Below are 18,896 nucleotides of genomic sequence, written 5' to 3' on the forward strand. Positions count from 1 at the left end.
AAAGATGTCCGGCCGCGCTGACAGGCCGGTCACAGTGCGCTGACAGCGCCTGTCAGTGCAGGTAGAAGCATCATTCGACGGTATCGACACCCCGCTGGAGGCTCAGTGATGGCAGCCGCCTTCAGTCTGTCCTGGCGGGTTTCGTATGCTCGGACTCACCCGCCGCCGAACGAATGGTGACCAACGATGATCGACTTCTCGATTCCCGCCGAACTCGCCGCCGAACGCGACCGCGTCCGCCAGTTCGTCATCGACAAAATCGTTCCGTTCGAGCGCGACCCGCGCCTGACCGCGCACGGTCCGACCGACGAACTGCGCCAGGAACTGGTGGAACTCGCGCGCGCCGAGAAGCTGCTGACGGTGCAGGCGCCCGAGGCGCTCGGCGGGCGCGGGCTCAGCCACGTCGAGCAGGCCGTCATCTACGAGGCGGCGGGATGGTCCACCCTCGGCCCGATCGCGATGAACTGCGCGGCGCCCGACGAGGGCAACATGTTCCTGCTGTCCAAGGTCGCGAACCAGGAGCAGACCGACCGCTACCTGATGCCGGTGATCAACGGACACCAGCGCTCGGTCTTCGCGATGACCGAACCCGACGGCGCGGGCTCGGACCCGGCGCAGCTGGCCACCGAGGCGGTCTTCGACGGCGAGAACTTCACCGTCAACGGACGCAAATGGCTGATCACCGGCGCGAACGGCGCCAAGACCTGGATCATCATGGCCCGCCTCGCCGCCAACCCGCACCTGCCCGAGGGACCGACCCTGTTCCTGACCGACGGCGACCAGCCGGGCATCGTCATCGAGCGGACCATGAACACGATGGACCGCAACTACGTCGCCGGGCACGGCGTCGTCCGCTTCGACAACCTGGTGCTGCCGAAGTCGGCGCTGCTCGGGGAGGCCGGGCAGGCGCTGCGCTACGCCCAGCTGCGGCTGGCCCCGGCCCGGCTCACGCACTGCATGCGCTGGCTCGGCGCGGCCGAACGGGCCCAGAGCATCGCGGTGCAGCACGCCAAGACCCGCACCGCGTTCGGCAAGCCGATCGGCGAACACGAGGGCGTGTCGTTCATGTTGGCGGACAACGAGATCGCGCTGCACCAGTGCCGACTGACCATCTGGCACGCCTGCTGGCTGATGGACCAGGGCGAGAAGGCGAGGCACGAGAGCTCGATCGCCAAGTCCTACGTCTCCGAGGAGCTGTTCAAGGTCGCCGACCGCTGCGTGCAGGTGCTCGGCGGGATCGGCATCAGCGACGAGACGGTAGTCGAGATGATCTTCCGCGACATGCGCGCCTTCCGCCTCTACGACGGCCCCACCGAGGTCCACAAGTACGCCATCGGACGCAAGATTCTGCGCTGAGCCACTACGATCCTGTGGCATGAGTTCGGAACTGCTCGTCGATGTCTCCGCGGGCATCGCCGTGCTCACGCTCAACCGGCCCGCCCAGCAGAACGCGTTCACCCCGGCTATGGCCGCGGAACTCGGCGCAGCGCTGCAACGCTGTGACAGCGAGGACGCCATCCGCGCGGTGGTGATCACCGGGACGCCGCCCGCGTTCTGCGCGGGCGCGGATCTGTCCAGCCGGGTGGGCGAGGTCAGCGCCACCATCGAGCCCGCCCCGTGGCGGGTGCGCAAGCCGGTGATCGCCGCGGTCAACGGGCACGCGGTCGGCATGGGGCTGGCGCTGGCCCTGCAATGCGACCTGCGGTACATGGCGCGCGACGCGGTCTACGGACTGACCCAGGTGCGCCGCGGCGTGCTCGCCGACGGCTACGCGCACTGGACGCTGCCCCGGCTGGTCGGCATGGCCAACGCCGCCGACATCATGCTCACCGGCCGCACCTTCGACGGCGAGGAGGCCAAGGCGATGGGCCTGGCCAACGCCTGCCTCGCGGGCGGCGAAGTGCTGCCGACCGCGCTCTCGGTGGCGCACGATCTGGTCAACGGTTCCGCGCCGCTACCGGTGGCGCTGTCCAAGCGACTGCTCTGGGAGGGCCTCGGCATGAGCCCGTCCATGGTTGGTCAGCTGGAGTCCGAACTCAACGCCCACGTCGCCAAGAGCGTCGACGGCGGCGAGGCGATGGCGGCGTTCCGTGACCGCAGGCAGCCCAACTGGACCGGCAGCATCAGCTCCGAATGGCCCGCGTGGGACAACAAGGCCGACGCCGACCGACCGGTGCTCGACTGAATCGCGACCTCTTACGCGTTGCCGCCCAGCACGATGAGCAGAAAGAGGATCGCCATCAGAACCATGAGGACGGTTCCGATGACACCGAGGATGTAGCCGACCAGTACCTGTGCTCGGCCGCCGAGGGCGCCGCCGGAGTCCTCGATCTGGTCGAGGGCGCGCTTGCCCAACGCCCACGCCACCGGGCCGAGCGCTCCGCAGCAGAAGATGCTCGCCGCGCCGAGAAACAACACGGCCGTGGCATTCGGATGCTCGACCGTCGCACCGATGGGCTGGTTGGGTATCACCACCAGCCGAATTCTACGGGGCTACCGGGGAACTCCGCGTATTTTGCGGATCGCGCGTGACTCGGGGCGTTTCGTGTCGGCCGGGAAACGCCGTTCACCTGCGCCGTCGCCGAAACGGTTGGCGCGTACGAACATTCGGCCCGGCGGTCGAATCCGTCAGACCCGGCGCTGACGGGCGATCTCGGCGAGCACCACGCCCGCCGCCACCGACGCGTTCAGCGACTCCACCGGACCGGCCATCGGGATGCTGAGGATGCTGTCGCAATTCTCCCGGACCAGGCGCGAGAGACCCTTGCCCTCCGAGCCGACCACGATGACCGTCGGTGCGGTGCCGTCGAACTCGTCCAGCGTGGTGTCGCCGTCCATGTCCAGGCCGACGATCTGGAAGCCCTGGTTGGCCCAATCCTTCAGCGTGCGAGTCAGATTCGTGGCGCGCGCGACCGGAAGCCGGGCCGCGGCGCCCGCGCTGGTCCGCCACGCGACGGCGGTGACGCTCGCGCTGCGCCGTTGCGGGATGAGCACGCCGTGGCCGCCGAACGCCGCGACGGAGCGGATCACCGCGCCGAGGTTGCGCGGATCGGAGATGTTGTCCAGCGCGACGAGCAGCGCGGGTTCGGCCGTACCGCGCAGCCGGTCGAGCAGATCGTCCGGGTGTGCGTAGCGGTACGGCGGCACCTGGAGCGCGAGACCCTGGTGCAGACCGTTGTTGCTCATCCGGTCCAGATCGGTGCGCGGCACCTCGAGGATGGAGATGCCCGCGTCGGCCGCGGTCTGCACGCTCTCGGTGAGCCGGTCGTCGTTCTCGGTGCCGACCGCGACGTAGAGCGCGGTGGCCGGGACGCCCGCGCGCAGACACTCGACGACCGGGTTGCGGCCGAGCACCAATTCGGGACCGTCCTCGGTCTTGCGACCCGCGGGGCGGCCACCGGCGGCGCGGCCGGTCGGACGACCCTTCGCCTCCGCCTTGGCCTTGGCCGCGGCGCGCTTGGCCGCGGGGTGCTTGGTCCGCATCTCGGCGGGCGGCGTCGCGCCGCGCCCCTCGAGTGCGCGCCTGCGCTTGCCGCCGGAACCGACGACCGCGCCCTTCTTACTACCCGTCTTGCGCACAGCGCCGCGACGCTGCGAATTCCCTGCCATCAGTTCGCCTTTCCGCGCGCGGCGCCCAACGACCACTCGGGTCCTCGGGCGGTGTCGGTCACCTCGATGCCCGCGGCGGCCAAACGGTCGCGCACGGCGTCTGCGGTGCCCCAGTCCTTGTCGGCGCGGGCCTGCTGGCGGCGGTCGAGTTCGGCGCGCACCAGCACGTCGAGCGCATCCTGCGCCGCGGAGGTGTCCTCCGGCGCGTACCACTTCGGGTCGTACGGGCAGACGCCGAGGATGTTCAGCATGGCCCGCACCTGCCCGGCCAGCTCCCGCGCGGTGTCCACCGCGCCCGATTCCAGCGCCTTGTTGCCTTCGTGCACCACGCGGTGCACCTCGGCGAGCGCGCGCGGCACGGCCAGGTTGTCGTCCATCGCCTCGGCGAACGCGTCGGTCCACTTGCCGACCGGGATCTCACCGGCCCGCTCGGCGACCCGGTGGATGAACGCCTCGATCCGCTGATAGGAGGCCGCGGCGTCGTAGAGCGCCTTGTCCGAGTACTCCAGCATCGATCCGTAGTGCGCGCTGCCGAGATAGAACCGAAGCTCCACGGCGCGAACCTTTTTCAGCACGTTGGGCACCGACAGCACGTTGCCGAGCGACTTGGACATCTTCTCGCCGCCCATGGTCACCCAGCCGTTGTGCAGCCAGTACTGCGCGAACCCGTCGCCGGCGGCCTTGGACTGGGCGATCTCGTTCTCGTGGTGCGGGAACACCAGATCCATACCGCCGCAATGGATATCGAATTCCGCACCCAGATAGAACTCGGCCATCGCGGAGCATTCCAAATGCCAGCCGGGGCGGCCGGGACCCCACGGCGACGGCCAGTTCGGCTCGCCGGGCTTTGCCGCCTTCCACAGCGTGAAATCGCGCGGGTCGCGCTTGCCCTCGCCCGCGCTCTCGCCTTGGTGCACGTCGTCGAGCTTGTGGCCGGACAGGTTTCCGTAATCCGGGTAGCTCTGCACGTCGAAGTAGACGTTGCCCTCGGAGGCGTAGGCGTGCCCGCGGTCGATGAGCCGCCGCATCAGATCGACCATCTGGGTGATGTGGCCGGTGGCCCGCGGCTCCGCGGAAGGCGGCTGCACACCGAGCGCTTCGTAGGCGCGGTCGAAGGCCCGCTCGTAGGTGGCCGCCCACTCCCACCACGGGCGGCCCGCCTCGGCGGCCTTGTTCAGAATCTTGTCGTCGATGTCGGTGACGTTGCGGATGAAGTGCACGTCGTAGTCGTGCGCCTGCAACCAGCGGCGCAGCACGTCGAACGCGACGCCGCTGCGGACGTGACCGATATGGGGTTCCCCCTGGACGGTGGCGCCACAGAGGTACACCGAAGCGCGGCCGGGAACCAGCGGCGCGAAATCGCGCATGGTTCGGCGTTCGGTGTCAAAGAGGCGCAGTGTCACGGCAGTCGATCCTAGTCGGCGCCGTCGAGGGACTTCCGTCCAGGCTCACACACGACCGGCGGGAACTCTGAGGTTGGTCCGGCCGGTCGGAGCAGGGCGTTCGCACCTCGGCTCGACCGAGGGGCGCCCGGGTGCTATGTGCGGGCTTGCAGCAACGCGGTGGCGATCGACGCGACGCCCTCCCCGCGACCCGTGAGACCCAGTCCGTCGGTGGTGGTTCCGGACACCGAGACCGGCGCTCCGAGCAGCTCGCCGAGCACCTTCTGCGCCTCCGCGCGGCGCGGTCCGATCTTGGGTCGATTGCCGATGACCTGCACCGCGGCGTTGACGATGTCGAATCCGGCCTCGTCGAGCAACCGGCGGACCTCGGTCAGCATCGCGGCGCCCGAGACGTCCTTCCACTCGGGGCGGCCGGTGCCGAACACCGCGCCGACATCGCCGAGCCCGGCCGCCGACAGCAGCGCGTCGCACAGTGCGTGCGCGGCCACGTCGCCGTCGGAGTGGCCGGAGCAGCCGTCGTCACCGTCGAACAGCAGTCCCGCCATCCAGCACGGACGACCGGGTTCGATGGGATGCACGTCGCTGCCGATACCAACTCGCATGGTCACGACGTTCTCATACGCTCCGCGCCGCGTTGCACACCGTCTCGGCGAGCATCAGGTCCAGCGGAGTGGTGATCTTGAAGGCCATCGGGTCGCCGGGAATGGTGTGCACCTCGGCGCCGAGCCGCTCGACGAGTCCGGCGTCGTCGGTGGCGAGCACGTTCGTCTCGTAGGCGGCGCGCAGGAGATCGGCCGCGAAGCCTTGCGGTGTCTGGATCGCGCGAAGCGCCGCCCGGTCTGGGGTGCCGGTCACCACGCCGTGCGCGTCGACGGACTTGACGGTGTCGACCACCGGGAGGGCGGGAACCACCGCGCGATGACCTGCCCGCAACTCGGCCGCGACCCGGGCGATCAACGCGGGCGGGGTGAGCGCGCGGGCGGCGTCGTGCACCAGGTAATAGCCCGCGTCCGGCGCGGCGGCGATACCCGCGCGCACCGAATCGGTGCGTTCGGCGCCGCCGACGACCACGCGCACCGCGTCCGAGGGCGGCAGCAGGGCGACTGCGCTCTCGACCAGTTCGACGGGGACCATCACGATGATGCGGTCGACCGCCCCGGAGGCCAGCAGGCCGTCCACGGCCAGCCGGACCATGGGTGTGCCGCCGACCGCGACGAACGCCTTGGGCGTGTTCTCACCCAAACGGACGCCGCGACCGGCGGCAGGAACCAAGGCAACGACAGGACTGTCGCTGTCAGAGTTGTTCACGGTCAGGAAGCCGCTGCGAGGACCTCGTCGAGCAGCGTCTCGGCCTTGCCGTCGTCGGTACCCTCGGCGAGCGCGAGTTCACCGACCAGGATCTGGCGAGCCTTGGCCAGCATGCGCTTCTCACCGGCGGACAGCCCACGATCCTGCTCCCGACGCCACAGGTCGCGGACGACCTCGGCAACCTTGTTCACATCGCCGGAGGCGAGCTTCTCCAGGTTGGCCTTGTAGCGGCGAGACCAGTTGGTCGGCTCCTCGGTGTGCGGCGCGCGCAGCACCTGAAAGACCCGGTCGAGACCCTCCTGGCCCACGACGTCGCGCACGCCGACGTATTCGGCGTTTTCCGCGGGTACGCGAACGGTCAGATCGCCTTGGGCGACCTTCAGGACCAGATACTCTTTTTGCTCACCCTTGATGGTGCGAGTCTCGATTGCTTCGATCAGCGCCGCTCCGTGGTGGGGGTAAACGACGGTGTCTCCGACCTTAAAAATCATGTGTCCCGTGCCCCTTTCGATGTTCACAGTTTAACATGCGACTCGGTAACGGCGCGATCAACTGTGCAGGTCAGGGCCACAACGAGCGGACCGAGGGGGTTGACAGAACCCGGACGGTGTGCATTACGTTGTGCCAGAACGAGTTATCCGACGGCGCCACCTCGCCCGTGTCCCGCGAGGTACCGCGGCACTCGGCCCGCAACCGCACCCCGGGGCCACCGAACCGTTATGCAACGGTTGCCGACCGACAGCGGTGTCGCGGGGCGGACACCCCGGCCCGACCGACGGGTCCCCGGTGTCGACTACTACGCTGCCTAGTTACTACTCTCCGTAGCGGAGTGATCCCGGTCGACATGGAGGACAACCCGTGACTGCCCTGAATGCTGTGACCGCCTCGTCGGGGGCGCGGAAGCCACGTCTCATGGTGACTGTTGCCGCACTCGCCGCGGGCGCCGCGCTCGCGCTGTCCGGCTGCAGCGCGGGGCAGGTCTCCCAGACCGCGAACCAGGCTCCGGCCATCAACGGCAACAACGCCGAGGTCGAGGACATCTCGCTGCGCAACGTGCACATCGTGTACCCGTCCGAGGGCTACACCAATGTGCAGGGCGGCAAGGCGCTGATCGCGCTGTCCATCGTGAACAACAGCGAGACCGTCACCGACGAGCTCACCAGCGTCACCACCGACCTCGGCCAGGTGAAGATCACCCCGCCGTCCGGCGCGTCCTCGGTGAAGCTCGCGCCGCAGCAGACCGTCGTCGCGGCGGGCAAGCAGGGCGGCGGCTCGACCGACTCGCACGGCGGCGACAGCCACGGCGACGACAGCCACAGCTCACAGCCGACCAAGCAGCAGACCGCCGATCCGGAGGCAAAGCCGGCCACCCTCGAGATCACCGGCCTCACCAAGGACATCACCCCCGGCCTGACCTACACCGTCTCGTTCAACTTCAAGGAGAACGGCACCGTGCAGGTCCAGGTGCCGGTCGACGCGGGCACCGAGGCCGAGCGCCACGAGTCCGATCTGTCGGGCCCGGCCGCCGGTGGCGGTCACGGCGGCGGCCACTGAGCCCGAGTCCGTCGCGGACCGAGAACGAAGGCTGTCGCACTCGGTGCGGCAGCCTTTTCCATATGCGGGGTTCTGTCGGGCCCGGTACGTAAGGTGCGCCTGTGGCAAAGAACAAGCCGATCTTCCGGTGCTCCGCCTGCTCGCACGAGGTCGCGAAGTGGGTGGGCAAGTGCCCGGACTGCGGGGCGTGGGGCACGGTCGACGAGGTGGCCGTCTCGGCCGTGTCGGCCGCCGCGCCGGGTAGGCGCGCGATGCTGCCGAGCACGGCGGCGGCCCCGATCTCCACGATCGATTCGCAGGTCACCAAGGCCAGGCCGACCGGTGTCGGCGAGCTGGACCGGGTGCTGGGCGGCGGCGTGGTCGCGGGCTCGGTGGTGCTGCTCTCCGGTGAGCCGGGCGTTGGCAAGTCGACGCTGCTGCTCGAGGTCGCGCACCGGTGGGCCAAGCAGCGCGACGAGAAAGCGCTCTATGTGACCGCCGAGGAGTCGGCGGGTCAGGTCCGGCTGCGCGCGGACCGCACCGGCGCGGTGCACGAGCGGGTGTACCTGGCGGCGGAGTCGGATCTGTCGATCGTGCTCGGGCACGTCGAGCAGGTGCGGCCGACGCTGCTCGTCGTCGACTCGGTGCAGACCATGCTCGCGCCGGACGTGGACGGCGTGATCGGCGGCGTCACCCAAGTCCGCGCGGTGACGGCGGCGCTCACCTCGCTGGCCAAGGCGAGCGGGATCGCCGTGCTGCTGGTCGGCCATGTCACCAAGGACGGCAACGTGGCGGGGCCGCGCACCCTCGAACACTTGGTGGACGTGGTGCTGCAGTTCGAGGGCGACAAGAACTCCACGCTGCGCATGGTGCGCGGCATCAAGAACCGGTTCGGCAGTGCCGACGAGGTGGGCTGTTTCGAGCTGCACGAGGAAGGCATCGCGGGCGTCGACGACCCGTCCGGGCTGTTCCTGCACCACCGCACCGATTCGGTGCCCGGCACCGCGGTCACCGTCGCGATGGACGGCAAACGGCCGCTGGTCGGCGAGGTGCAGGGCCTGACGGTGAAGACCGAGATCCCCGCGCCGCGCCGCGCGGTCAGCGGGCTCGACTACAACCGGGTCGCCATGGTGCTCGCGGTGTTGCAGAGCCGCGGCCGCGTCTTCCTCGGCAAGCACGACGTCTACGCGGCGACGGTCGGCGGCATGCGCCTCGTCGAACCCGCGGCGGACCTGGCCATCGCGCTCGCCATCGCCAGCGCCGAATCCGATACCGCGCTGCCGCCGGGCTGGGTGATCCTCGGCGAGGTCGGCCTCGCGGGCGAAGTGCGGAAGGTGACCGGCGTGGCACGTAGGCTGGCCGAAGCGCAGCGGCTCGGCTTCACCACCGCGCTGGTGCCGCCGGGGCTGGATCGAGTGAAGGGCGGGGGCATGAAGATTCACGAGGTGACCGACGTCGGTTCCGCGCTGCGGATCAGCGGCCTGCGCGCGCGGCGGGCGGCGCGGAGCGAGGCGGCCGAGTGATACCCGGGCGGTGGGCGGCGTATCTGCTAGGCAGACCGGCCCCCGTCGCGCCGAGTACGCCCGCCCCGTCGACGACCGCGCGGAACAGGCTGCCCGAGATCGTCACCCGGCTGGCTCCCGGCACGCCGCTACGAGACGGGCTGGAACGCATCCAGCGCGGTCGCACCGGCGGCCTGATCGTGCTCGGCTACGACGCGGACGTCGAGCGGATCTGCGACGGTGGATTCGAGCTGGACGTCGAATTCGCGCCGACCCGGCTGCGCGAGCTGTCGAAGATGGACGGCGCGGTGGTGCTCTCCACCGACGGCGCCCGCATCCTGCGCGCCAACGTGCACCTGGTGCCCGATCCGAACCTGCCCAGCGCGGAATCCGGCACCAGGCACCGCGCCGCCGAACGGACCGCCGCCCAGACCGGCTACCCGGTGATCGCGGTGAGCAAGTCGATGCGCACGATGACGCTGTACATCGATGAGGTCCGCCACCTGGTCGAGCCGTCGGCCACCATCCTGGCCAGGGCGAACCAGGCGCTGGGCACGTTGGAACGCTACAAGGCGCGGTTGGATCAGGTGTGCGAGCAGTTGTCGGAGAGCGAGCTCGAGGGCGTCGTCACCCTGCGTGACGCTTTATCGGCGGCCCAGCGCCTGGAGCTGGTGCGGCGTCTGGCCAAGGAGATCGAGCAGAGCGTGCTGGAACTCGGCGCCGACGGTCGCCAGCTCGCGCTGCAACTGGAGGATCTGGTCGGCGACAGCGCCTGGCTGCGCGAGTTGCTCGTCCGCGACTACCTCGCCTGCGAGCCGGCGGGGGCGGAGGCAGGTGTGCCTGGTCATGGTGTGGTTCTCCGCACGGGTACCAGGCAACGGGAGAACACGGCCTGCTCGTGCGCCGACCGCCGACATGTGAATGGGTCAGAGGCGGCGGGGGCGGGTGTGGCTGATCATGGGGTGGTTCTCCGCACGGGTACCAGGCAACGGGAGAACACGGCCTGCTCGTGCGCCGACCGCCGACATGTGGATGGTTCAGAGGTCGAGCGCGCTATGGCGGGGCTGGACCTGGTCACCGATGCCGAACTGCTCGACCTCACCAATCTGGCCGCGCCGCTCGGTTATCCGGGCACCATCGAGGCGCTGGACCTGCCGATGCGCCCGCGCGGCTACCGGGTGCTCACCCGGATACCCCGGCTGCGCTTCACCCACATCGAATCGCTGGTCGACTCGTTCGGCTCGCTACAAGGACTGCTGGTCGCGACAACGAGCGAGCTACAGGCCGTCGACGGGATCGGCGTGCCGACGGCACGGCAGATCCGCGACGGGCTGACCCGCCTCGCCGAAGCGGGCGCGGACAACCCGTTCGAACGGGATCGATGAAGCGGCGGCTCAGGCGATGTTGAACGGCTCGGCCGCGCTGCGCACCGAACCGAGTTGCGCGACAACCGAATACGCGCCGGGCGGGACCGGGACGCGCTCGCCCGCGCAATTCGGCTGAGATGTCGAGCCGGACCAGGTGACCTGGAAAGCGGCCTGCTCACCGCGATTCAGATTGCGCACATCGGGCTGACCGTCCGGATAGCAGTCGGTGCTCGACCACAGCTTGCGGGTGCCGTCGAGGGTGTAGACCGAGATCTGCTGCAATCCGGAGCCGACGTCGCGGGCGCAGGTCACCGAGGAGATGTTGGTGATCACGATGCCGAACACCGGCTGCTCGCCCGCCTTGTAGGTGGGTTGCTCGACGGTCACCTTCACCGCCAGCGACTGATCGGGGCACTGCCCGGACGCCACCGGAGCCGGACTTGCCGCCGGGGTCACCGACGGTTTGGGCGCGTCTGAGCTGGCAGAGGACTTCGGTGTGTCACCCGACTTCTTCACCGACGAGGTCGAACTCGACGCGGCCACCTTGGCGTCACCGGGCGAGCCGCCACCGCGCACGACCATCACCACGAGCCAAATCACCAGCGCGAGCGCCAAGACCAGGATTCCGACGGCGAAAACGCGACGACGCCAGTAGATCTCCGGAGGCAGCGGTCCAGTCGGTTCCAGCACGATTCAAACTTACGGGCAGCACCGGGCGCGGTGTCTCAGGACCTCGGCGTGTCGAACTGGACGACGCCATGGTGCCGGGTGCATCGCACCCGGCACGCTGGGGAAACTCCGCTCCGAGAACGGGTCAGGCGACCTCGCCGATGTTGCCGATGGCACTGTGCAGTTTCATCTGGCCCTCGGCCAGCTTGTAGGTGACGCACGCGATGGCGAGTTCGCCCGCCTTCACCCGCTCGGCGATGATCGACGAACGCTCCATGAGCAGCTTGCTGGTCTCGACCACGTGCCTGGCCTCCAGCTCGTCCACGTCGGACAGGCCCTCCCTGCGGCCGATCAGGATGGACGGCGACACCTTCTCCACCACGCTGCGGATGAATCCGCCGGGCACCTCGCCGCCGTCGAGCGCGTCGACGGTGGCCTTCACCGCGCCGCAGCTGTCGTGTCCGAGCACCACGATCAGCGGCACGTTCAGCACGTGCACGCCGTACTCGATCGAACCGAGCACCGAGCTGTCCACCACGTGGCCCGCGGTGCGCACGACGAACATGTCGCCGAGACCCTGATCGAAGATCAACTCCGCGGCCACGCGCGAGTCGCCGCAGCCGAAGAGGATGGCCGAAGGATGCTGACCGCCGACGAGCTTCGCCCGGTCGGCGGCGCCCTGATTAGGATGCATGAGGGTGCCGTTGACGAAACGCTCGTTGCCTTGGCGGAGAGATTTCCACGCGCTGATCGGGTTGGAATCAGACATACCGACCATTGTGCACAAGGCATTCGCTACCAGCGAGTCAGGTTCGTTACGTGTCGGCAAATATCGACTGGCCGCCGGGTGGCGGGGACGGTGAGGGTAATGCGTAGCGGGACAGGTCGGATCACACCGGCCCTGCCACAGATCGGTGATCGCGGCATCGACGCCGATGTGTTGCTGGACTGGTACGCCGAGACCGCCCGCGACCTGCCGTGGCGGCACCCCGGCGTGACCGCGTGGCAGATCCTGATGAGCGAGATCATGCTCCAGCAGACCCCTGTCGTTCGGGTGCAGCCTGTCTGGCTGGAGTGGGTGGCGCGCTGGCCGGTGCCCTCGGCGATGGCCGCGTCCTCCCAGGCCGAGGTGCTGCGGGCGTGGGGCAAACTCGGCTATCCGCGGCGCGCGCTGCGGCTGCACGAGTGCGCGCGGGTGCTCGCCGAGGAGCACGGCGACGAGGTCCCCACCGACGTGGACGTGCTGCTCGGCCTGCCCGGCATCGGCGCTTACACCGCGCGTGCGGTCGCCTGCTTCGCCTACGGCCAACGCGTGCCGGTGGTGGACACCAACGTGCGCCGGGTCGTCGCGCGCGCCGTGCACGGTCGCGCCGAAGCGGGCAATCCGGCCGCGCGCGACCTCGCCGAGACCGAGGCGCTACTGCCCGCGAAGATCGACCGCGCGGCGCGGTTTTCCGCCGCGCTGATGGAGCTCGGCGCGACGGTCTGCACCGCGCGCACGCCCGACTGCGCGCGCTGCCCGCTGCCCGCCTGCGCCTGGGTGACCGCGGGTCGTCCGGTGTCCGAGGTGGTGCGCCGCACCCAGAAGTACGAGGGCACCGACCGCCAGGCCCGCGGCCGCCTGCTCGACGTGCTGCGCGCCGCGACCGGGCCGGTGGAGCGGGTGCGCCTGGACCTGGCCTGGACCCGCGATCCCGGCCAGCGCGATCGGGCGCTGGACTCGCTGCTGGTCGACGGGCTGATCGAGCAGACGGCGGACGGATTGTTCGCCCTCGCGGGTGAGGGCGATCGCTGACAGCCGGATGAAGGGGGCCTTCAGTCGGTCAGGCGAGGACCCGGTGCAGAAATCGTTCCACTTCGGCGCGATAGCGCTCGGGCTGATCGTCGTGCACCAGATGTCCCGCGTCCGGGATCAGCACGTACTCCGCATTCGCGTTGGTCTCGGCCATTTCCCGCATCTGCCCGGCCGGGGTGATGGTGTGCTCGCCCTCGATGAGCAGCACCGGGACGCGCACCGCCCGCCACTGCTCCCAGAAATGGCGGGTGCCCCACTCCTCGGAGATGTCGCGGAAGGTCGCGACCGAGCCGTGCAGCCGATAGCCGTCCGGGCCGTGCTCGAAGGAGTTCAGGAAGTAGCGACCCGCGACGGGGCCGAAGTACTCGAGCACCGAGTCGGCGTCGGGGAACGGCTGCGGCCACGACTCGATCATGGCCGCCCAGTCCGCGGCGGTGCGTCCGGTGAAGTCGGGGGCGATGTCCTCCACCACCAGCGCGCGCACCCGCTCCGGATACTGCGCGGCGAAGACCCAGCCGTGCAGCGCCCCCATGGAATGGCCGATCACGACCATCGGCTCGGTGAGGTGCGCGGTGGCCTCGGCGAGATCGGCGACGAAGGCCTCGGTGGTCAACTCCGGCGGGGCCGGGCGGCCGTGGCCCGCGGCGTCGTAGGTGTAGACGTGCCCGTGCGCCCGCAGCCAGTCCAGCTGGTCGCCCCAGGTGCGCGCGCTGCCCATCAAACCGTGCAGCAGCAGGATCGGCACGCCTGCTCCGCCTTCGTCGTACCACATCGGGACGATTGTGCCCCCGGGCTCGTCCGGGCGCGCGCCCGCCCGCGCGCGGGCGACGTATTGTCGAGTTCATGGCTGTCGTGAAGATCAACGCGATCGAGGTCCCCGAGGGCGCAGGGCCCGAGCTGGAGAAGCGGTTCGCGCACCGCGCGCACGCGGTGGAGAACTCGCCCGGCTTCCTCGGCTTCCAGCTGCTGCGTCCGGTCGCGGGCGAGAACCGCTACTTCGTGGTGACCCAATGGGATTCCGAGGAATCCTTCGCCGCTTGGCGGGACGGTCCCGCCCGTGCCGCGCACGCCGGCAGCGGGGACAAGAAGCCGGTCTCGACCGGGGCGTCGCTGCTCGAATTCGAGGTCGTGCTCGACGTCGCGGCCAAGCCCGCGTCCTAGCATCCGGCGGGTAACGACTCGCCCACACCGTGGTCAACAGGTGTCGACCGTGTTGACGACGGGCGCGCCGTGGTGTCACAGTTCGAGGTGACCAAGCGAGGGTGATGCGGTAATTCCGGTGTGATTCCGGAGCGGTCGCGCCACTGTGTTCCAAGCATCGAGTCCGATCTCCGCCGAGCAGGCGGGGGCCAGGCGAGGTGCCGGAAAGCCAGACACCGGCACCCTCCGCACCACCCATCTCACGGGACGCGACAACGCCCTGCCGGGACCGAGAATCCGGTCGGGACGTATCCCTAGGAGGACTCGAATGGCCATCGCGCATTCACCGAGCCAGGCGACCGATTCCCTGGCGACCGTGCTCGTCACGGTAGGTGTCGTTCTTCTCGCACTGCTCACGCTGTACCTGGTCGGCTTCGATCAGGGCGCCATCTCGCGCAGCGGGATGTTCATGCACGAGCTCATGCATGACGGACGTCATCTGCTGGGTGTTCCGTGCCACTGAACCCACCCACCCCGCCGACTCCGTCGGCTGCCGTCCCCCTGAACCCACCCACGACGACTCCGGTCCCCCTGGCCGGAACCTTGAAAACCCTGCTGTTGCGCGGCCTGCTCGCCGGTTTGATCGCCGGTCTGCTGGCCGCCACGGTGGGCTATTTCGTCGGCGAACCGAAGGTCGACGCGGCGATCGCCATCGAAGAGGCGAACGCGGCCACCGAAGAGTCGCACCACACGCCGGAGGAACCCGCCACGGGTCACTCCCACGGCGACGAGGAAGAGCCGCTGGTCAGCAGGCCCGGACAGAAGTTCGGGCAGTTCCTGGCTCTCGGCCTCAGCGGTCTCGCCTTCGGCGCGATCTTCGCCTCGGTCGCGCATTTCGCGCGGCGCCACACCGCACTGTCCGGTCCCAAGCTGGCGATCGGGCTCGGTGTCGCAGGGTGGGCCGCGATAGTCGCGGTGCCGTTCTTCAAGTACCCGGCGAACCCACCGGCGGTGGGTGATCCGGAGACCATCAACGATCGCACCCTGCTCTGGGTGGCCTCGGTGCTGCTCGGCCTCGCGGCCGTCGGCGCGGGGGTGTACGTGTACAAACTGCTGCGCGGGCAGCTGGACACCGTCCGGCTGATCGCGGGCGTCGCGGTGTTCGTGCTGATCACCACGCTGGGCTACGTCCTGCTGCCCGGCGTCGACGAGGTGTCCGCCGACTTCCCGCCGAGCCTGCTGTGGCAGTTCCGTGTCGCGTCGCTCGCCGTCTCCGCCACGCTGTGGGCGGCGCTCGGTCTCGGCTTCGCGGCGCTCACCGAGTTCGCGGGGCGTAACACCCAGGCGCGGAGCGAGGTCGCTACCGCGGGGTGACTCGCGTTCGAAAGATCAGGGGCAGTGTCGGTCTCATGACCGGCACTGCCCCTTTTCGGTCGAGCGGTCAGGCCAGCGCGGCGTCCAGGCTGATGATGTCGACACCGGCCAGCGCCTTGGAGACCGGGCAGCCGGCCTTGGCGGCCTCGGCGGCGGCGAGGAAGCCGTCGGCGTCCATGCCGGACACCCGGCCGCGGACGGTCAGTGCGACCGCAGTGATGCGGAAGCCGCCCGCCGGGTCCGGGCCGAGGGTGACGTCGGCGGTGACGTCCAGGCTTTCGGGTGTGGCGCCCGCGTTGCCGATCTGCGCCGAGAGCGCCATGGCGTAGCAGGAGGAGTGCGCGGCCGCGATCAGTTCCTCGGGACTGGTGGTGCCGTCGGCTTCCTCCGCGGAACGCTTGGGGAACGACACGTCGTACTTGCCGACGCCCGAACTGGTCAGCTCGACCTGGCCGGAGCCGTCCTGCAGACCTCCGGTCCAAGCGGTGCGCGCGGTACGTGTTGGCATCATTGTCCTTTCACGAAGTGAGCCGAACTCGTGCAGGCTAGAACCTACCCGCACAGCCGAACCGTGCGCACCGCTTCCGCGGGCGAGCCGTCAGCTCGCCGCGCCGAGCTTCCCGTCGAGCTGCTCGAGTATCCGGGGCCACGCCGCACGGTGCCGGTCTCTGGCCGCCTCGCTCGCGAACCCCGAGTGCCGCAGGCGAAGCCGGATGCCGCGCGGCTGTTTGACGAACTGCACGCTCACCACCGTCTCGGCGCCCTCGGTGCCGCTCTCGCCGGTGACCCAGGTGAGCTCGACGAGGCGCTCCGGCTCCAGCCGCAGGAACCGGCCGTAGTGCGGGTTGCGCTTGCCCTCGAACTCGGTCTCGAAGAAGAACGGCTCGTTCACCGCGGGCTTCATCCGCACCGAATCCGGGGCGGCTAACCAGATGTCGAACCCCTGTGTCCATGCGGCGTAGAGCAAGCTGGGCGGTGCTTTCATCACCCGCTCCACGGTGAGGTCGTAGGGCCGTGCGGACAGATCCGGGAGACGAACTGACTGGTCGACCATCACCGGACCATACCCGCGCGCCCGAAGCCCCCACAGCATTTGCCCCGACGTGATCGGCTGTCACTCGGGATTGGTCACCCGGGCGAGCACGATGCCGCCGAGGATCAGCGCGAGCGCGAGCAACCGCCCCGCGCTGAACGGATCCCGGTGCACCACGATCCCGAGGGCGATCGCGCCCACCGCGCCGATGCCGGTGAAGACGGCGTAGGCGGTGCCGACGGGCAGCGTCTGCATGGCTCTGGACAGCAGGTATACCGCGAGGCTGCCCAGCACGAAGCACACGAGGGTGGGCAGCGGGCGGGTGAAGTTCTCGGTCGGTTTGATGCTCTGCGACCAGACGATCTCGACGAGGCCCGCGAGACCTAGTACGAGCCAGTTCATTTCGGTGCTCCGCTCATTCAGGGCTCCACTCGTTCAGGGGCTCCGCTCATTCAGGAGCGCGAGTCGTTCAGGGGCGAGAGTCGTTTGCGTGCGCGTTCGTTGGGTGCTCGAGCCGTTCACGTGCCCTAGGCCCTGTCTCGAAGTTCCATCCGGCGCCTCAGCCCGGACTTCGAGACAGGGCCTAGCCGTTCGCGCTCGAGTCGTTCGGGTGCTCGGGGCATTCGCGTGCCCGAGTCGTTCGGGTTCGTCCGTTCTCGTTCAGTACTGCGCCGCGAGGGAGCGGGCGGTTTCGATGGCCTTGGCGTAGGAGTCGTCGTGTTCGGCTCGGCGATCGGCGAGCGCCGGATCCTGGCGGGAGTTGGCCAGTTCGGCGTGCACGAAAACCGTGTCGGTGACGGCGAAGTGGCCCGCGAAGAAGTCGCGCAGGTAGCGCTCCTGGTAGTCGAAGGCCGCCTTGGGCGCGCCGGGCGAATAGCTGCCGCCCCGCGCGGAGGCGACGACGAAACGGCGGTGCCCCAACGACATTCGGGGAAAGGTGATCTGGTCCAGCCAGGCCTTCAGCACGGCCGGAATCGAGTAGTTGTACATCGGGGTGCCGATCAGGATCACGTCGGCGGCGAGCACCTCGTCCAACAGGGGGCGCAGGACGGCCAGCGCCGCGGTCTGGGCCGGAGTCGTCGCCAGGCCGTCGAGGTCAGCCGGGTCGAAGGCGCCGCGCGCGAGGACCGCGTCGCACAGCTCGGTCCACGGCTCGCCCACGAAGGGCACGGGCCGCGTCGCAAGGTCTCGGTACAGGTACTCGCCGTTCGGATTCCCGGCGCGCCAGGCGGCGGCGAACTCCGCGCTCAGTTCCCGGCTGATGGAGCGGCGCCGGGCGCTCGCGTCGAGGTGCAACAAGGTGCTCATGCCTGCGCCTCGCCAATGCTCGGCTCCAGCACGCGCACCGCGCGCTGGCAAGTGATTCGCTCACTGCGTTCGCTCATGATTCAACCCTTCAATTAAGCGGACATATTGTCCGGTTCGACGTTAACAGCAAATCGGACACTCTGTCCACTTATCCCGAACTCCGCTAGAGTCGCTGTCATGGATGCCCGCTCGGATCTGCTCACCGGCGCACCGCTCGATCGACCGCCGAGCGAACGCGCGGACGCGGCACGCAACCGCGCCAAGGTCCTCGCGGCCGCGGCGGAACTCTTCGCCGAGCGGGATCCACGCGCGGTGACCATGGACGACATCGCCAAGGCAGCGGGCGTCGGCCGCGGCACGCTGTACCGCCGCTACCCGGACACGAATTCGATCGCCGTCGCGCTCCTCGACGAGCACGAACGCGCCCTCCAAGAGCGCCTGCTGCACGGCGAACCACCCCTCGGCCCAGGCGCGTCCCCGGCAGACCGGCTGGCCGCCTTCTACGAGGCGATGGTCGAACTCCTCGACAGCCACGCGCACCTGGCACTCGGCGCGGAGACCGGCGGCGCCCGCTTCACGACCGGGGCATACGGGTTCTGGTACGCCCACGTCCGAGCGTTGCTGGTGGCGGCGGACATCCGTGACCCGGACGCGCTGGTCGATTCCCTGCTCGCACCGTTGGCCGCGGAGGTCTACACCGCACAACGCGAACGCGGGCTCAGCCCATCGACCATCACCCGAGGACTGGATCGGATCGCCCACGCCCTGCTCGGCAAACCCCGATAGGCACCCGCCCTATCACCGTTCCACACGCCGTTCACACGCCTGACGAAGCAGACCATGCCGAGGCCCCAT

General features: G+C 69.3%; 23 protein-coding genes and 1 riboswitch. Of the genes, 10 read left to right on the forward strand and 13 right to left on the reverse strand.

The window, feature by feature from the left end:
• Window positions 1-186 precede the first annotated feature (186 nt).
• Window positions 187-1,356 (forward strand): acyl-CoA dehydrogenase family protein, encoded by a 1,170-nt coding sequence (locus ABZV58_RS13760; RefSeq protein WP_141807664.1) that lies wholly within the window; start codon window positions 187-189, stop codon window positions 1,354-1,356.
• Between the two features lie 19 nt (window positions 1,357-1,375).
• Window positions 1,376-2,185 carry an enoyl-CoA hydratase-related protein gene (locus ABZV58_RS13765; RefSeq protein ID WP_355000444.1) on the forward strand — a complete coding sequence of 270 codons (810 nt, stop codon included), beginning with the start codon at window positions 1,376-1,378 and terminating at the stop codon, window positions 2,183-2,185.
• Window positions 2,186-2,196: 11 nt separating this feature from the next.
• On the opposite strand, the gene ABZV58_RS13770 is transcribed toward ABZV58_RS13765, so the two are convergent.
• The 6 genes from ABZV58_RS13770 to carD all read right to left on the reverse strand — a co-directional run bounded on the left by ABZV58_RS13770 (window position 2,197) and on the right by carD (window position 6,811).
• Window positions 2,197-2,475 carry a DUF4190 domain-containing protein gene (locus ABZV58_RS13770; RefSeq protein WP_067790064.1) on the reverse strand — a complete coding sequence of 93 codons (279 nt, stop codon included), beginning with the start codon at window positions 2,473-2,475 and terminating at the stop codon, window positions 2,197-2,199.
• A 153-nt stretch (window positions 2,476-2,628) separates the two neighbouring features.
• A complete protein-coding gene (gene rlmB, locus ABZV58_RS13775; protein WP_355000445.1) occupies window positions 2,629-3,609 on the reverse strand; it encodes a 23S rRNA (guanosine(2251)-2'-O)-methyltransferase RlmB in 981 nt (326 codons plus the stop codon).
• Window positions 3,609-5,012 (reverse strand): cysteine--tRNA ligase, encoded by a 1,404-nt coding sequence (gene cysS, locus ABZV58_RS13780; protein WP_355000446.1) that lies wholly within the window; start codon window positions 5,010-5,012, stop codon window positions 3,609-3,611. Before cysS ends, rlmB begins: the two co-directional genes overlap by 1 nt.
• Before the next feature lie 134 nt (window positions 5,013-5,146).
• The gene (gene ispF / locus ABZV58_RS13785) at window positions 5,147-5,614 is read right to left on the reverse strand and encodes a 2-C-methyl-D-erythritol 2,4-cyclodiphosphate synthase (RefSeq protein ID WP_355000564.1); all 468 of its coding nucleotides are present in this window, start codon (window positions 5,612-5,614) and stop codon (window positions 5,147-5,149) included.
• A gap of 13 nt (window positions 5,615-5,627) precedes the next feature.
• A complete protein-coding gene (ispD, locus tag ABZV58_RS13790) occupies window positions 5,628-6,320 on the reverse strand; it encodes a 2-C-methyl-D-erythritol 4-phosphate cytidylyltransferase (protein WP_355000447.1) in 693 nt (230 codons plus the stop codon).
• 2 nt (window positions 6,321-6,322) lie between these two features.
• On the reverse strand, window positions 6,323-6,811 hold the full coding sequence (carD, locus tag ABZV58_RS13795; RefSeq protein ID WP_011206964.1) for an RNA polymerase-binding transcription factor CarD: 489 nt from the start codon (window positions 6,809-6,811) through the stop codon (window positions 6,323-6,325).
• A 421-nt stretch (window positions 6,812-7,232) separates the two neighbouring features.
• Between carD and ABZV58_RS13800 the strand changes: the two genes are divergently transcribed.
• The 3 genes from ABZV58_RS13800 (at window position 7,233) to disA (ending at window position 10,740) form a co-directional block, all read left to right on the forward strand.
• A complete protein-coding gene (locus tag ABZV58_RS13800; protein ID WP_355000448.1) occupies window positions 7,233-7,874 on the forward strand; it encodes a hypothetical protein in 642 nt (213 codons plus the stop codon).
• A gap of 101 nt (window positions 7,875-7,975) precedes the next feature.
• Window positions 7,976-9,376 carry a DNA repair protein RadA gene (gene radA, locus ABZV58_RS13805; protein ID WP_355000449.1) on the forward strand — a complete coding sequence of 467 codons (1,401 nt, stop codon included), beginning with the start codon at window positions 7,976-7,978 and terminating at the stop codon, window positions 9,374-9,376.
• A gap of 89 nt (window positions 9,377-9,465) precedes the next feature.
• Window positions 9,466-10,740: a DNA integrity scanning diadenylate cyclase DisA gene (disA, locus tag ABZV58_RS13810; RefSeq protein ID WP_355000565.1), complete on the forward strand. Its 1,275-nt coding sequence runs from the start codon at window positions 9,466-9,468 to the stop codon at window positions 10,738-10,740.
• A 9-nt stretch (window positions 10,741-10,749) separates the two neighbouring features.
• Here the strand turns inward: disA and ABZV58_RS13815 are convergent, their stop codons facing one another.
• Window positions 10,750-11,412, reverse strand: a complete 663-nt coding sequence (locus tag ABZV58_RS13815; protein ID WP_355000450.1) for a hypothetical protein — start codon at window positions 11,410-11,412, stop codon at window positions 10,750-10,752.
• Window positions 11,413-11,536: 124 nt separating this feature from the next.
• On the reverse strand, window positions 11,537-12,160 hold the full coding sequence (locus tag ABZV58_RS13820; protein ID WP_355000451.1) for a carbonic anhydrase: 624 nt from the start codon (window positions 12,158-12,160) through the stop codon (window positions 11,537-11,539).
• Window positions 12,161-12,259: 99 nt separating this feature from the next.
• Here ABZV58_RS13820 and ABZV58_RS13825 point away from each other — a divergent pair, with 99 nt between their 5' ends.
• Complete coding sequence (locus ABZV58_RS13825; RefSeq protein WP_355000452.1) at window positions 12,260-13,186, forward strand: A/G-specific adenine glycosylase; 927 nt, start codon at window positions 12,260-12,262, stop codon at window positions 13,184-13,186.
• Window positions 13,187-13,214: 28 nt separating this feature from the next.
• Here the strand turns inward: ABZV58_RS13825 and ABZV58_RS13830 are convergent, their stop codons facing one another.
• Window positions 13,215-13,958 carry an alpha/beta hydrolase gene (locus tag ABZV58_RS13830; protein ID WP_355000453.1) on the reverse strand — a complete coding sequence of 248 codons (744 nt, stop codon included), beginning with the start codon at window positions 13,956-13,958 and terminating at the stop codon, window positions 13,215-13,217.
• 71 nt (window positions 13,959-14,029) lie between these two features.
• Here ABZV58_RS13830 and mhuD point away from each other — a divergent pair, with 71 nt between their 5' ends.
• The 3 genes from mhuD (at window position 14,030) to ABZV58_RS13845 (ending at window position 15,700) form a co-directional block, all read left to right on the forward strand.
• The gene (mhuD, locus tag ABZV58_RS13835) at window positions 14,030-14,347 is read left to right on the forward strand and encodes a mycobilin-forming heme oxygenase MhuD (RefSeq protein ID WP_141807677.1); all 318 of its coding nucleotides are present in this window, start codon (window positions 14,030-14,032) and stop codon (window positions 14,345-14,347) included.
• 55 nt (window positions 14,348-14,402) lie between these two features.
• Window positions 14,403-14,586, forward strand: a riboswitch (cobalamin riboswitch).
• 68 nt (window positions 14,587-14,654) lie between these two features.
• Window positions 14,655-14,849, forward strand: a complete 195-nt coding sequence (locus ABZV58_RS13840) for a CbtB-domain containing protein (protein WP_067790036.1) — start codon at window positions 14,655-14,657, stop codon at window positions 14,847-14,849.
• Window positions 14,850-14,887: 38 nt separating this feature from the next.
• A complete protein-coding gene (locus ABZV58_RS13845; RefSeq protein ID WP_355000566.1) occupies window positions 14,888-15,700 on the forward strand; it encodes a CbtA family protein in 813 nt (270 codons plus the stop codon).
• Between the two features lie 67 nt (window positions 15,701-15,767).
• Here ABZV58_RS13845 and ABZV58_RS13850 read toward each other — a convergent pair whose 3' ends face one another.
• The 4 genes from ABZV58_RS13850 to ABZV58_RS13865 form a co-directional block, all read right to left on the reverse strand.
• A complete protein-coding gene (locus ABZV58_RS13850; protein WP_355000454.1) occupies window positions 15,768-16,208 on the reverse strand; it encodes an OsmC family peroxiredoxin in 441 nt (146 codons plus the stop codon).
• A gap of 90 nt (window positions 16,209-16,298) precedes the next feature.
• Window positions 16,299-16,754, reverse strand: a complete 456-nt coding sequence (locus ABZV58_RS13855) for an SRPBCC domain-containing protein (RefSeq protein WP_355000455.1) — start codon at window positions 16,752-16,754, stop codon at window positions 16,299-16,301.
• A gap of 60 nt (window positions 16,755-16,814) precedes the next feature.
• Complete coding sequence (locus ABZV58_RS13860; protein WP_355000456.1) at window positions 16,815-17,135, reverse strand: multidrug efflux SMR transporter; 321 nt, start codon at window positions 17,133-17,135, stop codon at window positions 16,815-16,817.
• Window positions 17,136-17,393: 258 nt separating this feature from the next.
• Window positions 17,394-18,041: an NAD(P)H-dependent oxidoreductase gene (locus tag ABZV58_RS13865; protein ID WP_355000457.1), complete on the reverse strand. Its 648-nt coding sequence runs from the start codon at window positions 18,039-18,041 to the stop codon at window positions 17,394-17,396.
• Between the two features lie 177 nt (window positions 18,042-18,218).
• Here ABZV58_RS13865 and ABZV58_RS13870 point away from each other — a divergent pair, with 177 nt between their 5' ends.
• Window positions 18,219-18,827 carry a helix-turn-helix domain-containing protein gene (locus ABZV58_RS13870; RefSeq protein WP_355000458.1) on the forward strand — a complete coding sequence of 203 codons (609 nt, stop codon included), beginning with the start codon at window positions 18,219-18,221 and terminating at the stop codon, window positions 18,825-18,827.
• The last annotated feature ends 69 nt before the right edge of the window (window positions 18,828-18,896 follow it).

The sequence above is a fragment of the Nocardia sp. NPDC004654 genome, from assembly GCF_040609595.1.
GTDB lineage: Bacteria > Actinomycetota > Actinomycetes > Mycobacteriales > Mycobacteriaceae > Nocardia.

Coding starts and splice junctions, on each gene's coding strand:
- ABZV58_RS13820 (WP_355000451.1), bottom strand. CDS start 12,160: ATGTCTGATTCCAACCCGATCAGCGCGTGGAAATCTCTCCGCCAAGGC.
- ABZV58_RS13830 (WP_355000453.1), bottom strand. CDS start 13,958: ATGTGGTACGACGAAGGCGGAGCAGGCGTGCCGATCCTGCTGCTGCAC.
- ABZV58_RS13850 (WP_355000454.1), bottom strand. CDS start 16,208: ATGCCAACACGTACCGCGCGCACCGCTTGGACCGGAGGTCTGCAGGAC.
- ABZV58_RS13765 (WP_355000444.1), top strand. CDS start 1,376: ATGAGTTCGGAACTGCTCGTCGATGTCTCCGCGGGCATCGCCGTGCTC.
- rlmB (WP_355000445.1), bottom strand. CDS start 3,609: ATGGCAGGGAATTCGCAGCGTCGCGGCGCTGTGCGCAAGACGGGTAGT.
- mhuD (WP_141807677.1), top strand. CDS start 14,030: ATGGCTGTCGTGAAGATCAACGCGATCGAGGTCCCCGAGGGCGCAGGG.
- ABZV58_RS13860 (WP_355000456.1), bottom strand. CDS start 17,135: ATGAACTGGCTCGTACTAGGTCTCGCGGGCCTCGTCGAGATCGTCTGG.
- ABZV58_RS13825 (WP_355000452.1), top strand. CDS start 12,260: ATGCGTAGCGGGACAGGTCGGATCACACCGGCCCTGCCACAGATCGGT.
- ABZV58_RS13760 (WP_141807664.1), top strand. CDS start 187: ATGATCGACTTCTCGATTCCCGCCGAACTCGCCGCCGAACGCGACCGC.
- ABZV58_RS13800 (WP_355000448.1), top strand. CDS start 7,233: ATGGTGACTGTTGCCGCACTCGCCGCGGGCGCCGCGCTCGCGCTGTCC.
- carD (WP_011206964.1), bottom strand. CDS start 6,811: ATGATTTTTAAGGTCGGAGACACCGTCGTTTACCCCCACCACGGAGCG.
- ABZV58_RS13865 (WP_355000457.1), bottom strand. CDS start 18,041: ATGAGCACCTTGTTGCACCTCGACGCGAGCGCCCGGCGCCGCTCCATC.
- ABZV58_RS13840 (WP_067790036.1), top strand. CDS start 14,655: ATGGCCATCGCGCATTCACCGAGCCAGGCGACCGATTCCCTGGCGACC.
- ABZV58_RS13870 (WP_355000458.1), top strand. CDS start 18,219: ATGGATGCCCGCTCGGATCTGCTCACCGGCGCACCGCTCGATCGACCG.
- ispF (WP_355000564.1), bottom strand. CDS start 5,614: ATGCGAGTTGGTATCGGCAGCGACGTGCATCCCATCGAACCCGGTCGT.
- ABZV58_RS13855 (WP_355000455.1), bottom strand. CDS start 16,754: ATGGTCGACCAGTCAGTTCGTCTCCCGGATCTGTCCGCACGGCCCTAC.